Origin of the sequence: Flavobacterium resistens (genome assembly GCF_900182645.1) — a bacterium.
Classification (GTDB): domain Bacteria; phylum Bacteroidota; class Bacteroidia; order Flavobacteriales; family Flavobacteriaceae; genus Flavobacterium; species Flavobacterium resistens.
In genome coordinates, this window is sequence record NZ_FXTA01000002.1 from 149,685 (window position 1) to 163,484 (window position 13,800).

Annotated in this window: 9 protein-coding genes; 4 read left to right on the top strand and 5 right to left on the bottom strand. The window is 33.9% G+C overall.

The window, feature by feature from the left end:
* Position 1 precedes the first annotated feature (1 nt).
* The 4 genes from galK to FN795_RS06800 are packed head-to-tail and all read right to left on the bottom strand — an operon-like array spanning position 2 to position 5,619.
* Positions 2 to 1,162 carry a galactokinase gene (gene galK / locus FN795_RS06785; protein ID WP_142449950.1) on the bottom strand — a complete coding sequence of 387 codons (1,161 nt, stop codon included), beginning with the start codon at positions 1,160 to 1,162 and terminating at the stop codon, positions 2 to 4.
* Positions 1,162 to 3,510, bottom strand: a complete 2,349-nt coding sequence (locus FN795_RS06790) for a glycoside hydrolase family 2 TIM barrel-domain containing protein (RefSeq protein ID WP_154275382.1) — start codon at positions 3,508 to 3,510, stop codon at positions 1,162 to 1,164. Before FN795_RS06790 ends, galK begins: the two co-directional genes overlap by 1 nt.
* Positions 3,511 to 3,520: 10 nt before the next feature.
* Positions 3,521 to 4,561 carry a glycoside hydrolase family 53 protein gene (locus FN795_RS06795; RefSeq protein ID WP_142449951.1) on the bottom strand — a complete coding sequence of 347 codons (1,041 nt, stop codon included), beginning with the start codon at positions 4,559 to 4,561 and terminating at the stop codon, positions 3,521 to 3,523.
* Between the two features lie 5 nt (positions 4,562 to 4,566).
* Positions 4,567 to 5,619, bottom strand: coding sequence for an aldose epimerase family protein (locus FN795_RS06800; RefSeq protein ID WP_142449952.1), 1,053 nt, complete (start codon positions 5,617 to 5,619; stop codon positions 4,567 to 4,569).
* A gap of 102 nt (positions 5,620 to 5,721) precedes the next feature.
* Between FN795_RS06800 and FN795_RS06805 the strand changes: the two genes are divergently transcribed.
* Both FN795_RS06805 and fsa read left to right on the top strand, forming a co-directional pair.
* Entirely contained in the window at positions 5,722 to 6,720 is a 999-nt protein-coding gene (locus FN795_RS06805; protein WP_142449953.1) for a GntR family transcriptional regulator, read from the top strand.
* A 309-nt stretch (positions 6,721 to 7,029) separates the two neighbouring features.
* The gene (gene fsa, locus FN795_RS06810; RefSeq protein ID WP_142449954.1) at positions 7,030 to 7,686 is read left to right on the top strand and encodes a fructose-6-phosphate aldolase; all 657 of its coding nucleotides are present in this window, start codon (positions 7,030 to 7,032) and stop codon (positions 7,684 to 7,686) included.
* 185 nt (positions 7,687 to 7,871) lie between these two features.
* Here the strand turns inward: fsa and FN795_RS06815 are convergent, their stop codons facing one another.
* Positions 7,872 to 8,561, bottom strand: coding sequence for an NUDIX hydrolase (locus FN795_RS06815; protein WP_035646480.1), 690 nt, complete (start codon positions 8,559 to 8,561; stop codon positions 7,872 to 7,874).
* Between the two features lie 557 nt (positions 8,562 to 9,118).
* Here FN795_RS06815 and FN795_RS06820 point away from each other — a divergent pair.
* Together FN795_RS06820 and FN795_RS06825 are read left to right on the top strand one after the other, a co-directional pair.
* The gene (locus FN795_RS06820; RefSeq protein ID WP_142449955.1) at positions 9,119 to 12,163 is read left to right on the top strand and encodes a SusC/RagA family TonB-linked outer membrane protein; all 3,045 of its coding nucleotides are present in this window, start codon (positions 9,119 to 9,121) and stop codon (positions 12,161 to 12,163) included.
* Positions 12,164 to 12,192: 29 nt separating this feature from the next.
* Complete coding sequence (locus FN795_RS06825) at positions 12,193 to 13,755, top strand: RagB/SusD family nutrient uptake outer membrane protein (RefSeq protein ID WP_142449956.1); 1,563 nt, start codon at positions 12,193 to 12,195, stop codon at positions 13,753 to 13,755.
* The last annotated feature ends 45 nt before the right edge of the window (positions 13,756 to 13,800 follow it).

A 13,800-nucleotide genomic window follows, 5' to 3' on the forward strand; every position in this document is an offset into this window, starting at 1 on the left:
ATTAAAGTAGTTGTGTTCCGTTTGATATTTTTACATCATAGAATTTTAATTCAATTCCAAATGTATCTAAATAAAGATTTGAAAACTTACGTTTTACCTCATTTTCATGTCCTTTTTTAATTAAATTTATCGTACAGCCACCAAAACCGCCACCCATTAAACGAGAACCAATTATCGCATCATCAGCTTTTGCAGTATCTACAAGCATGTCAAGTTCCTCGCAGCTTACAGCATATTCTTGTGATAAACCGTAATGTGTTTCAAAAAGCAATTGTCCTAAAAGTTCTATATTTCCTTTGTCAAGCGCCTCACATGCTTTTATTACTCGGTTGATTTCTTTTACAACAAAATGAACTCTTTTAAAAACAGTCGGATCAAATTTATCCTGAATGCTCAAAAGTTGTTCTTCTTTACAGTCTCTGAAAGTTTTTATTTCTGGAAAATGTTGTTTTATAATAGCAAGACCTTGTTCACACTCGATTCTTCTTGTATTATATTCTGATGTGAAAAGAGAATGTTTAACATTACTGTCCATTAAAATCAAAGAATAATCTTTGAAATCGGCATTGTGATATTCAAAATCAAGCGTGTTGCAATCTAATTTAATTACTTTGTTGTCAAGTCCGTGAACGCTTGAAAACTGATCCATAATTCCACAGTTGATTCCAACCCAGTGTTCTGCTTTTTGTCCTAATAATGCTATGTCTTTCTTTTCAATTTTTAAGTCGAAAAGTGCCGCAATTCCGAAAATCATTCCACATTCTAAAGCTGCCGAAGAAGACAATCCAGAACCAACCGGAATATTACTGCTGAAAACACAGTTGAAACCTTCAAAAGCAAAACCATTATCTTGAAGTTGTTTGATAACGCCACGAATGTAATTGGTCCAAACGGCATCATTCAATTCAACTTTTTCAGTCAAATCGATTTCAAATTCTTCATTTAAATCGATGGCGATTACTTTCGCTTTTTTGGTATTGCTTTTCTCAAAAGCAAAACAAATTACTTTGTCAATTGCGGCTGGCAAAACGTAACCGTCGTTATAATCAATATGTTCTCCAATGATGTTGATTCTTCCTGGAGAAAGTACAATTTTTTGAGGAGCAGACCCGAAAGTTTTCTCAAAAAATGCTGTGGTGTTTTGAATTAAAATCTCATTCATTATTTAGTAATTGTAATAGTATTTTCTTGTAAATTATTTGATGTTGCTTTTAGCACAATTTTCTTTTTCAGGTCTTTTGTTTTCAGAATAATCGTTGCAATTCCGGCTTCGGCCTGAACCGGATTTTGACCAATGATTTCCGAATTTCCTTCGCTTAAAGCAAAAGTTACTTCATTTGTAGCTGTTGGAATTACTGTTCCGTTTGCGTCAGTAATTTTAGCGTAAACGAAAACCATATCAGGAAATTCCAGATTGATTTTTACCGAAGAAAGATCATAACTCAATTCAATTTTCGAAGCTTTTTCCGGAGTTTTTACTGTATTTGATGCCACTTTTTTTCCTTTGATAAATCCTTCAGCACGCAAAGTTCCTGCTTGAAATGCTGTTACTTTAAAAATAAACGGCGCATGTTCCAGTTTGTCGCTGTTGTTGTTTACAGTTGGTTTTTGCTTAGAAATTAAAATATCATTTACATACAAAGCAACTTCATCGCAATTGCTGTAAACAGTAACATTTAATGGAGATTCTGGAGTCCAGAAATTGGCAATATTGACCATTGGTCCAGAGAATAATTTTTTATCCAAAACCACTTTTGCATCGCGCTGACTTTGATAAAAATAATAAGCGAATTTCGGAATTCTGAAAATATCGCTGATTCCAGAACTTTCTAAATCTGGGCTGTAACCGCGGTTGTAATCAAACATAACCCAGTTTGCTTCTCCAATTGTTGACGCTCCTTTTCGGTTTGAATTTGAAGCTTCTTGAAAATTGTACGCTTGTTGTAACAAACGTTTTTCACCAGCGCTTCTTAATTGACGAGAAGTTCTTTCTTCTTCTTTTAGATTCGCAAATTCCGTTTGGTTGAAACCTGCGTTTTGTGCATAATATTCCCAATCGCCATATTCTGCAATGAAAATTTTGCGATTTCCTTTATTGTATTTTGTCCAATAATCTGGTGCTTTTGCGTGTTGGCGCGCCGGAATAAAGATGTCGTAATTGTCGTTGTCAATCCAACTTGCACTGTAATTATGATCAAAAGGCAATTCTTCTTTTAAGGTTTTTGTCGCTTCTTTCATAAATTCTGGCGACATATTAGTTTCGTTTAATGAAGCTTCCCAAAAAACAATACTCGGATGATTTCTATCTCTTCTCGCCATATCGCGAATGTCCTGATATGCACTTTTTTGAAATTGTTCTCCACCAAAAAACTGCCAGCCCGTTAAGCTGTTCATAACCAAAATTCCCAATTCGTCGCAGGCATTCAAGAAAGCTTCGGCGTGCGGATAATGCGACATACGCACAAAATCAAAACCAGCATTTTTAATTTTCACCGCATCACGATATTGCGCTTCATCAGAAATAGCATATCCTAAATACGGATATTCCTGATGCTCGTTTGTTCCTGTGATGTATATTTTTTCGTCATTCAAATAATAACCATCGGCTTTTATTTCTGATTTTCTGATTCCGATTTTTTCAGAATAAGAATCCACAACTTTATTATTTGAAATAATCTGAACTTCTAATTTGTACAAATTCGGATTGTGAATCGACCATAATTTTGGGTTTGCAACCGAAATATTTTGAGTCAAGACAAAATCAGTATTCGGCTTAACCGAAAAATTATCCGATTTGATTTCTGTTTTTTTGCCTTTATTATCCGTTAAAATAAATTTCAAAGATGCTTTTTGTTCTGCGTCAAAATCATTTTGCAAATGCACTTGAACAGTTCCCGAAGCTTCAGTTTTATTGATGTTTCTAAAATTGACATAAAGACCGCCACTTGCCACTTTATTAGCATTTACAGCATCTGTAATGTGTAATTTTGAAGTTGTAATGAAATAAACATTTCTGTAAATGCCACCATAATAATTAAAGTCCAAATCTTTAATTGGTTTCCCAGGCAAAAAGTCCGGATTGTCTTCGTTGTTGACTTTTACTTTAATTGTGTTTTCGTTATTGGCATTCAAATATGGCGTAACATCAACCGTAAAAGGCAAATAACCGCCTTTGTGATTGGTTACTTTTTTGTCGTTGATCCAAACGTCAGCTTCCTGCATCACACCTTCAAAATAGATAAAGGCTTTTTGATCTTTTGAAATTGCAGTTTTGAATTTTTTTTGATACCAAGAAGTTCCCTGAAATTGTTTAATTACAACTAATTTCTCTAATCTTGCAGTATGCGGAATCGTTACTTTTTCCCAATCCTGAGCTGGAGTTTCTTCTCTTTTAAATTCCCAGTCGGCACCAAAATTTACTTTTGTGCGTGACTGCGCCTGAGCTTTTCCGAAAGAAAAAGTCAGCAGGAATGATAAAAGAAAAAATATGTTTTTTGAAAAGATATTCATTTTGTAAAATTTAATTTTTAAAAGCATCTAAAGCGGGCGAAGGTTTTCCGTCAGAAAGCCAAGCACTTAATTGATAACCGCTCCAACTTTTTTCACCTTCCGGTTCCCAATAAATCACGCCTAAGCCTTTATTGTTTGGAACACTTTTTACTGCTTTTATAGTGGCCTCAAGCATTTCTTTTGTGTTTTGCACCTCGGTATAATCACCGCCAACTTCAACCACCATAACTTCTTTATTGTATCTTGAAGCCATGTCTTTTAAATTATTTTCCAAATCTAAAATGGTGCTTTTGTAATCGGTTTTAATCCAGTATGGATAATAGGACATTCCAATTACATCGTATTTTACATTGTTTGCAGTTGCTTTGTCAAAAAACCATCTGAATTTTTCGCTTTTATTTCCTTCGTCTAGATGCACGACTACTTTTATTTTTGAATCGATTGCTTTTGTCGCATCGTATCCTTTATTAAGTAATTGTGCCAATTGAGCAAAATTGTCTGAACTTCCTTCCGGCCAAAGCATTCCACCCGGAATTTCATTTCCAACCTGAACCCATTCCGGAGTTACGCCGGCTTTTTTCAACAAAGTCAAAACATCGAATGTATGATTGTAAACATCATTCAAAAGTTCAGCAAATGAATGTTTTGCCCAAGCGGCAGGTTTATTTTGTTTGCCAGGATCTGCCCACGAATCGCTGTAATGAAAATCGATCATAATGCGCATTCCCATTTTTTGGGCACGAACTGCCATCACAACCGTTTCTTCCGGACTGCAGTGTCCGCTTGCTTTGTCGTTATTCGGATTTACCCAAACACGCAAACGGATCGTGTTGATTCCTCTGTCTTTTAATAATTGCAGACAGTCTTTTTCTTTTCCGTCTATATCATAAAATTTATAACCTGTGGCTTCCATTTGAGGCAACCAGCCAACATCGGCTCCTTTTGCAAAACTTTTATCTTCAGTCTTTACTTCTTTACTGTCTTTTGTTGTCGTGCATGAAGCGAAAACAGCAACAGCAAAAAGGCTTAATAATAATTTGATCTTCTTCATAAATCTTAAATTACATGTTCAAATTTGTAAATTGTTTTTTGATGATATTCTTCTCCTTTTTTCAAAACTGAATTTGGAAAATGTTCTTGATTTGGTGCATCGGGAAAATTTTGTGTTTCAAAACAAATTCCGCTTGACGGATGATAATTTGCATTTTCTTTTCCTTTCAAAGTGTCAAAACAATTTCCACCTACATATATATGTACGCTTGGCTGATCGGTGTAAACACTCATTTTCAATTTCGTTTTCGGACTGTATAATGTTGCTACAACCTCATTTGAAGGTTCAATTACAAATGAATTATCAATTGATGCCGGACAGTTTTTTGCTGTTCTAAAATCGAAATCATGACCAGAAACGGCTGTGAATTTTCCGGTTGGAATATTCTCTGAATCTGTTTCTAAAAATTTCTCTGAAACAATTGTCATTTCCTGATCCAAAACAGTCGAATTGTGACCATTCAAATTAAAATAACTGTGATGGGTCAAATTAATAATTGTGTCTTCAGTTGTTGTCGCTTTATATTCTAGTTGCAATTCGTTTGCTTCTGTCAAAGTATATTTTAAAGCAACGTGTAAAGCGCCCGGATAATTTTGGTCCAAATTTTCACTTAAAAGACTAAAAGTAATCGACGGATTTTCACCAGAAGTTATATCAGTTACGTTCCATGCTTTTTTTCCAAAACCAACATTTCCGCCATGCAAAGCATTTCCGTTATTATTTCCTGCCAATTGAAATGTTTTTCCATTTAAAGAAAAAACACCTTTATTGATTCTTCCTGCATAACGCCCCACAGTCGTTCCGAAATAAGGCGCGCTCGGCAAATTGTATGAAGCGATATAAGATTCTAATGTATCAAAACCCAAAACCACATCAACCAGTTTTCCTTCAACAGGAATTTGTAGAGAAGTAACAGTCGCTCCATAATTGATCAACTGTACTTTCATTCCGTTTTTATTTGATAATTCAAAAGAGAGAATTTCTTCGTTATCAAGGGTTAAACCAAACGATTTGAAAGCAGATGAATCTTGAAAATGCGATATATGTTTTATTTCCATGGTATTTTTAACAAAAGTGAAATTCAAAATTAGAAACATTTTCTACTTTTGCATACCAGTACCTACCAGTTTTTCGTATATTGCGCCAAAATTTCAATTTCCATGAATATTATTTCTATCCAGAATAACATTGGCTTGCCAAAATATAAGCAGATAATTCTTTCAATTGAAAAGGCTATTGACGAAGAAAAATTGGTGAAAGGCGATCGTCTTCCATCGGTCAATAAAGTTTGCTTGGCTTTTTCATTGTCACGTGATACGGTTTTATTGGCTTATGATGACTTAAAAAAAAGAGGAATTATTTATGCAATTCCGGGCAAAGGTTATTATGTTAAAAGCGTTGAAACCACTATAAAACAGAAGGTTTTTTTGCTTTTTGATGAATTGAATATTTTCAAGGAGGACATTTATAATTCGTTTTTAAAAAGTATCGGAAAAAATGTTCAGGTCGATATTTTCTTCCATCATTTCAATATTCAGGTTTTTCAAAAGCTCATTAACGACAGCAATGGCAATTACACAAAATATATTATTATGCCAACAAATTTGCTTGATACGACGGCTTCAATAAAAACCCTACCAGTAGGTGATGTTATTATACTGGATCAGACCAATCCCGATTTGAAAGTGTATCCAGCCATTTATCAAAATCACGAAAAAGATATTTTTGAAGGTTTGTATAACGCAAAAGGAAGATTGAAAAACTACAAAAAACTTATTTTAATTTTCCCCGGATTTAGAGAGCCACTTGGTATGAAATTGGGTTTTGAGGCTTTTTGTTCCGAATACAATTTTGAATATGAAATTATAAACGAATTTACAGATCGAAAAATCAATATTGGCGATGTTTATATTATTCCAACTGATCGTGAATTGGTTCATGTAATTGAGAATGCAAGAAATCAGAATTTGAAACTAGGAATTGATTTCGGAATAATTTCTTATAACGAAACACGATTAAAAAAAATCGTGGCAAACGGAATCACGACAATTTCGACTCATTTTGAAACGATGGGAAAAATTTTGGCAGAAATGGTTTTGAAAGGAAAAAAAGAACAAATCGAGAACAAATCGTCTTTGATTATGCGTAATTCGCTGTAATATTTTTAAAATATTATTTTCTTCTTCTTGTGAATTATATCTCATACAAATCTCTTTTTGTTTGAAAAATCAGCATTTTTTTAATTAAAAAAATAAGGAAACAATTTTTTTGTTTTTGTGGAATTATTTTGCATACATTTGTAAATGTAAATTTTACACTTATTATTTGTTTCATTTCGACAGAATGATTTTCTTTCGAAATTTTATAAACAAGGAACATTTTAAGGCAATTTTTTTATTTGAAATTCCGGATTTTCTAGTAAAAATAACTGTCTGAAAAACAGTGATAACCAATCAAAAAAAAGACAAATGAAATTTTTTATAGATACAGCAAATTTAAAAGATATTAAAGAAGCCAATGATTTAGGGGTTTTAGATGGTGTAACCACAAATCCGTCATTAATGGCAAAAGAAGGAATTACAGGAGCGCAGAATATTTTAGATCATTATATAAAAATTTGCGAATTGGTAGAAGGCGATGTAAGTGCCGAAGTAATTTCGACTGATTTTGAAGGAATGATTGCCGAAGGCGAAAAATTAGCGGCTTTGCATCCGCAGATTGTCGTAAAAATTCCGATGATAAAAGATGGCGTAAAAGCTATCAAATATTTTTCGAATAAAGGAATCAGAACCAATTGTACTTTGGTATTTTCATCTGGTCAAGCTTTATTAGCGGCCAAAGCGGGAGCAACTTATGTTTCTCCGTTTATCGGTCGTTTGGATGATGTTTCGACTGACGGAATGAATTTAATTGAAGAAATCAGACTGATTTATGACAATTTTGGATATGAAACTCAAATTCTTGCGGCTTCAGTTCGTAACGTAATGCACATTATCAATTGTGCAAAAATCGGATCTGATGTTATTACCGGACCATTAAGTGCAATTGAAGGCCTGTTGAAACATCCGTTGACAGATATTGGTTTAGCACAATTTTTAGCAGATTACCAAAAAGGGAATAGTTAAAAGTTTTTTTTCTAGCAGATTTAGCTGATTCCAAGGTTAAAAAAATCCCCTAAATCTCCAAGATCTGCGAGAGATTATTTTTCAAAAAGAAAATTTGTTTAGTTTTTTAATAGTAGTTTTATTGAAGTAAAAACCCTGAAAGTTTGTGGCTCTCAGGGTTTTGTTTTTTTATCAGATTGAAAAAATTATAAATTCAGAACAAAGTCGTTGAGTAATTTTTCTTCATATTTTTCTTTATTGAAAGTATAGAGATAAGAACCTTTACGTGAAGATCCCATATCTTTTTCATCCAGTTTATTCAGGATTTCTAAAGAATTGATTTTGCTAATAAAGTTTCGTTTGTCTAATTCTTTGCTCAAAATAGCTTCATACAATTCTAATAACTGACGCATTGTGAATTTTTCAGGAAGCAATTCGAATCCGATTGGTTTTATTGAAGTTCTGTATCGAAGTCTTCTAATAGCATGTTCCACCATTTCGTTATGGTCAAAAATCAGATTTGGCGCATCGGTAATACTAAACCATTGCGCGTGATAATTTTTAATCAGTTCAGCATTATGATTTTCGATATTAATCAAAGCATAATACGAAACCGAAATGGTTCTTTCAACAGGATCACGATCAATTTCGGAGTAGGCATAAAGCTGCTCCATATAAATATCGTTTAAACCTGTGTATGTATTTAAAATTCTTGTCGCGGCATTATCCAGTACTTCATCACGCTTTAAAAACCCCCCAATCAAAGACCATTTGCCCTTTTCTGGCTCAAAGTCTCTTTTGATCAAAAGTATTTTTAAACCCTGATTGTCGAAACCAAAAATGATACAATCTACCGCTAATAACGCTTTATCAGCAGAGCTATAACTGTTTAGCATAAATCTATATTTTGTGGTAAATATATAAACTTCCTAATACGTTTCATAATTTATTAATGTAGATTTTACACTTAAAACCAAAAATTATCAAAAAAAGAAGTTAAAACAAATCATAATAAAACAGCAAATAGAAGCTTATTTTATCATTTTCAAACGTTTTCGGAACAAAAATAAGCCGTTTTTTTAATATTCGAAGTAATTCGTGCAGAAAATTAAACTTCATAAACAAGATTTTTTTTACAAATAAAATATTTTTTAAACCGCAAATTATTCTAAAACAGTCTATTTATAATTTTTTTTCAGAACTCGTTTTTTTGATTAAAAAGTGGCTTTTTGATAAAAAGTGTAGATTTTACACAAATAACTCCTAAAAAAGGTCTTTTTTTTGAAAAAAACATCAATTTATTAATGTGTATTTCACACTTAATTTATGATATGTATTTTTTTTCAGCGTTTTTTTTGCCATATTAATTTGTTTATGAGGTTTTTTTTTAGTTAAATTTACAAATGTAAAATTAACACTTATAATTATACACTAACCAACTTAATTAAACCTTATGATAACAAACCAACGATTATTTTTTTATTGCAACTTTTTGTTGCCAAAAAAAGAATGGCTTTTAGCATTAATGATGCTATTATTCTCTGCTAATCAAATGTCGGCTCAAGGCAAAGCGATTAGCGGAGTTGTTACCTCGGCTCAGGACAAATTACCATTGCCGGGTGTGAATATTATGATAAAAGGAACCAAAACCGTTACAACAACAGGTTTTGATGGAGAGTATTCGATTAAAGCATCTCAAGGTGATGTTTTAGTTTTTTCATTTATAGGATTTCAAAACCAAGAAATCACAGTAGGAAATCAATCAAAAATTGATCTTGCATTAGGAGAAGATACAAATAAACTTAACGAAGTAGTAGTAGTAGGTTACGGTACACAGAAGAAAGCGGATCTTACCGGTTCAATTGGTGTAGTTGACATGGAAGCTGCTAAGAAAACAGTAACGTATGATCCTGCAAAAATGCTTCAGGGACAGGTTGCGGGTGTAACAGTACAATCATCAGGAGAACCTGGAGGATTTGTGAATGTTAAAATTAGAGGTATTAATTCATTCACAAACAACAATCCTCTTTTTGTTATTGACGGAATGATTGTATCAAACCCAAATGACTTTGCGCCGGGAGATATTGAATCGATGCAGGTTTTAAAAGATGCGTCGGCGGCGGCTATTTATGGTGTTCAAGGAGCAAATGGGGTTGTAATTATTACGACTAAAAAAGGGAAAAGCGGCAAACTGGACATTAAATACAAATCGCTTGTAGGTTTTCAGAATGTAGCTAAAACATGGGATGTAACGGATCGTGTAGGGTATCAAAAAATTACTTCGGCGGCTGAACAAAATGCTGGATTAGGAATTGCACCAGGAAATGATCCAAACAGCCCTTCGTACATTAAAAATGTAGATACAAATTGGCAAAAAGAAGCTTTTAAGACAGGTCTTGTTCAAAATCACTCGCTTACTTTTAGCGGAGGAGCTGAAACGTTAGGCTACAATTTGAATACAGATTACTTCAAAAACACAAGTTATTTGAATTCGCCTCAGGATTACGAGAGATATTCTATGAATTTGAATTTATATGGTAAAAAAGGAAAATTCAAATACGGTTCAAAAATTGGATATACAAAATCCGGTAAAGAAAACTTTAATGAGTATAATGGAGGAGAATCTGCAATTGTTGATTTATTAGGAGCGGTTCCAACAATGCCAGTTTACGATTCAAAAAGACTTGGTGGTTATGGTGGAACAGATAACTTGACGCAGAGAGCAATTTCTATGAACGTTATTGGCTACAATAATCTGATTACTAATAATGGGCAAAGAAGCCGTTTTATTGGAGATATTTGGGGAGAATTGGAAATCATTAAAGGCTTAAAATATAAATTAGATTTAAGTTATGACAGATTGGATTTTCAAAATAGAAAATTCATTCCGCCAAGTGATTTAGGATGGTATTATATCACAACAAATGATGAAGCTTCTTTAGATGTTGATAATGGAAACCAACAAAGAACTTTCGTAAACAACTTATTGACTTACGAAATTACTTTAGACAAACATAAAATCGATGCTTTAGGCGGATGGATTCAAGAAAGAAATGATTACTACAGACACTGGTCAAGAGGTGTTGGATATACTCCAGGAGAAATCAGTCAAATTCAATATGCTGATGCTACAAGTGCTGGTGAATACAAAAACACACTTACAAACATCTCTTACTTAAGCCGTTTGAATTATTCTTATGATGATCGTTATTTCATTACAGGAAACTTCAGACAAGATAAAACGTCACTTTTCAGTGAAGACAATAATACAGCAAATTTCTACTCTTTCTCAGGAGCGTGGAAATTAAGCAACGAAAAATTCATCCATTTGCCAGATTGGTTTAACACAATCAAATTAAGAGGAGGTTACGGGGAATTAGGAAACAATACACTTGGAGTTTATGCGTATTCGCCAACAATCAATGCTTTCGCAGGATATGATTTCAATAATACTTTAGCGCCTGGAACTACGGTTGTAAGTGCTATTGACCCAAATGTTCACTGGGAAAAAACAGCTACTTCAAACGTTGCTGTTGAGCTTGGATTCTTAGATAACGATTTACAGATTACAGCTGAATATTATCAGAAAAAATCAACAGATTTATTGATTGGAGTTCCGTTACCATATTCAACTGGAGCATTTCCAGCAAGTATTACAACAAATGCTGGAGCAGTTAAGAATAGTGGTTTTGAGTTTACAGCAACGTATAACAACAATCACCACGAATTTAAATACAATATTTCGGCAAACTTAGGAACCTTGAAAAATGAGGTTTTACAAATTGGTCTTGATGGGAATCCAATTTATGGAGCAGCTTCAAAAACAGAGGTTGGAAGATCTATCGGAGAACTTTATACGTATCAAGTTGCTGGGATTTTCCAAAATGCTGCGGACTTAGCTTCTTCACCAACTCAGACTAATGCAGGTGTTGGAGATCTTAAATTCGCTGATTTAAATGGTGACGGCCAGATTACAGATGCTGATAGAAAGTTTATGGGAGTTACAATTCCGAAATACAGCTACGGAATCAATTTTGGTGCAAATTATAAAAATTGGGATTTCTCTATGTTCTGGCAAGGTTCAGGAGGAAACAAAGTATTCAACGGATTGTATCGTAATTTAATGACAGAGCAATATGGAAATCATAGTGTGGATGCATTGAACTACTGGACGCCAACAAATACAAATACAAATGTTCCTCGTCCAATTATTGGAGATCCAAACGGAAATGCAAGAGATTCTGACAGATTTATTGAAAGTGGTGATTATATCAAATTGCAGACATTGGAAATAGGATATTCAATTCCAATGCCAAAAGATTTGTTTATTCAAAGAGCGAAAGTATATGTAAATGGTCAAAACTTATGGATCATTAGCAAATACAAAGGTTACGATCCAGATTTTAATTACAATGACGGATTATTTTCTAGAGGATATGATGCTGGATCATTCCCAAATCCAAGAACAATTTCTTTGGGTGTTGAAGTAACTTTTTAATCTATCCTAACCATTAAAAACGAATTAAAATGAAATATAAAGTATTTAATTATATAACAGTTTTCTTTTCATTGGCACTTGTAACCACAAGCTGCGTTGATAATGAAGACTTGAACCAAGTGGATCCTAACGTTGAAACTGCAGGTTCATTTTGGAAAACAGATCAAGATGCAATCGAAGGAGTAAATGCCGCTTACGGAAGTTTGCTTACAGATGGAACTTACATGAGAAGCACGCCATTGCTTTTAGATTTAAAAGGTGATGATACGCGCAGTAATAGCCCTTGGGGAGCGATGTACAATGTAGGTCGTTTCAACTCAAACCCAACAGATCCTGCAATTTATGGATGGGCTTTTGAAACGTATTATCAAGGAATTTACCGTGCCAATCAAGTTTTGACAAATGTTCCGGAAATACAATTTGAAGATGCAGCTCTTAAAAACAGAATTTTAGGACAAGCTTATTTTTTAAGAGGTTTATATTTCTTCCATGCAGTAAACATGTTTAAAAATGTTCCGTTGCCGACAGAAATAAAACTTTACACTCCACAAAAAACAGAAGCTGAAGGTTGGGCTCAGGTTATTGCCGATTTTAAGGCTGCTGCAGAATTGCTTCCAACATCTTATGATGCCATTACAGGAATAGATAAAGGTCAAAAAGGACGCGCAACAAAAGGAGCTGCCCTAGGATATTTAGGAAAAGCATATTTGTTTACTAAAGATTTTGCAAACGCAAAAACAACTTTCAAACAAGTAATTGATTTAGGAGTTTACTCATTAGTTTCAAACTACAGAGACAACTTTACTACTACAAATGAAAACAATTCTGAATCTCTTTTTGAAGTGCAATTCAGCAGAGATGCAGGTGGAGTTGATTTAGGCTGGGGCGGTGCACCTGCTTCAGGTTGGGGAAAAACTTCTGCTCGTGCAATTACATATGCACCAAGAGCTTTTGGATGGACAGACGTTCAGCCTTCATGGACATTATTTAATGAATATCAGCAGGAAAAAACAAAAACAAATGCTGTAGATCCTCGTTTAGACGCGACAATATTTTATAATAAACCAGGCGGAATGCAATTGTACGGAAAAGATTTTGCTACTTTTTATGCAACAAGTCCAGCCGATTTAAATGATATTTTCTGCAGAAAATACCAAAACTCTGACGGTCAATTTGCTGATGAATACGATTGGAGATCAGGAATTAACGAACGTTTGTTAAGATATGCAGATATCTTATTAATGTATGCTGAAACGTTAAACGAAACGGGAGATACTCCAGGAGCTTACACTTATATTCAAATGGTAAGAAACAGAGTGAACTTGCCAGATTTAGCAACAGCAAAACCAGGAATGAATCAGGCTCAAATGAGAGATCAAATTGGACACGAAAGATTCTTGGAATTCCCTCTTGAAGGACACCGTTTTGACGATATCCGTCGTTGGGGATGGTTGCAGGATGCTACAAAACTAGCTTGGTTAAAAACAAGAGATGTTGAGTTTAACTCATATGCGCCAGGAAGAGAATATTTCCCAATTCCGCAGTTAGAAATGGATAACAATCCAGGAACAAAACAAAATGATAGTTATTAATATTTATTTGAATTAGTTAGAATACCTAATATCATATGGCAGATT

Coding starts and splice junctions, on each gene's coding strand:
- fsa (WP_142449954.1), top strand. CDS start 7,030: ATGAAATTTTTTATAGATACAGCAAATTTAAAAGATATTAAAGAAGCC.
- FN795_RS06795 (WP_142449951.1), bottom strand. CDS start 4,561: ATGAAGAAGATCAAATTATTATTAAGCCTTTTTGCTGTTGCTGTTTTC.
- FN795_RS06820 (WP_142449955.1), top strand. CDS start 9,119: ATGATAACAAACCAACGATTATTTTTTTATTGCAACTTTTTGTTGCCA.
- galK (WP_142449950.1), bottom strand. CDS start 1,162: ATGAATGAGATTTTAATTCAAAACACCACAGCATTTTTTGAGAAAACT.
- FN795_RS06815 (WP_035646480.1), bottom strand. CDS start 8,561: ATGCTAAACAGTTATAGCTCTGCTGATAAAGCGTTATTAGCGGTAGAT.
- FN795_RS06790 (WP_154275382.1), bottom strand. CDS start 3,510: ATGAATATCTTTTCAAAAAACATATTTTTTCTTTTATCATTCCTGCTG.
- FN795_RS06825 (WP_142449956.1), top strand. CDS start 12,193: ATGAAATATAAAGTATTTAATTATATAACAGTTTTCTTTTCATTGGCA.
- FN795_RS06805 (WP_142449953.1), top strand. CDS start 5,722: ATGAATATTATTTCTATCCAGAATAACATTGGCTTGCCAAAATATAAG.
- FN795_RS06800 (WP_142449952.1), bottom strand. CDS start 5,619: ATGGAAATAAAACATATATCGCATTTTCAAGATTCATCTGCTTTCAAA.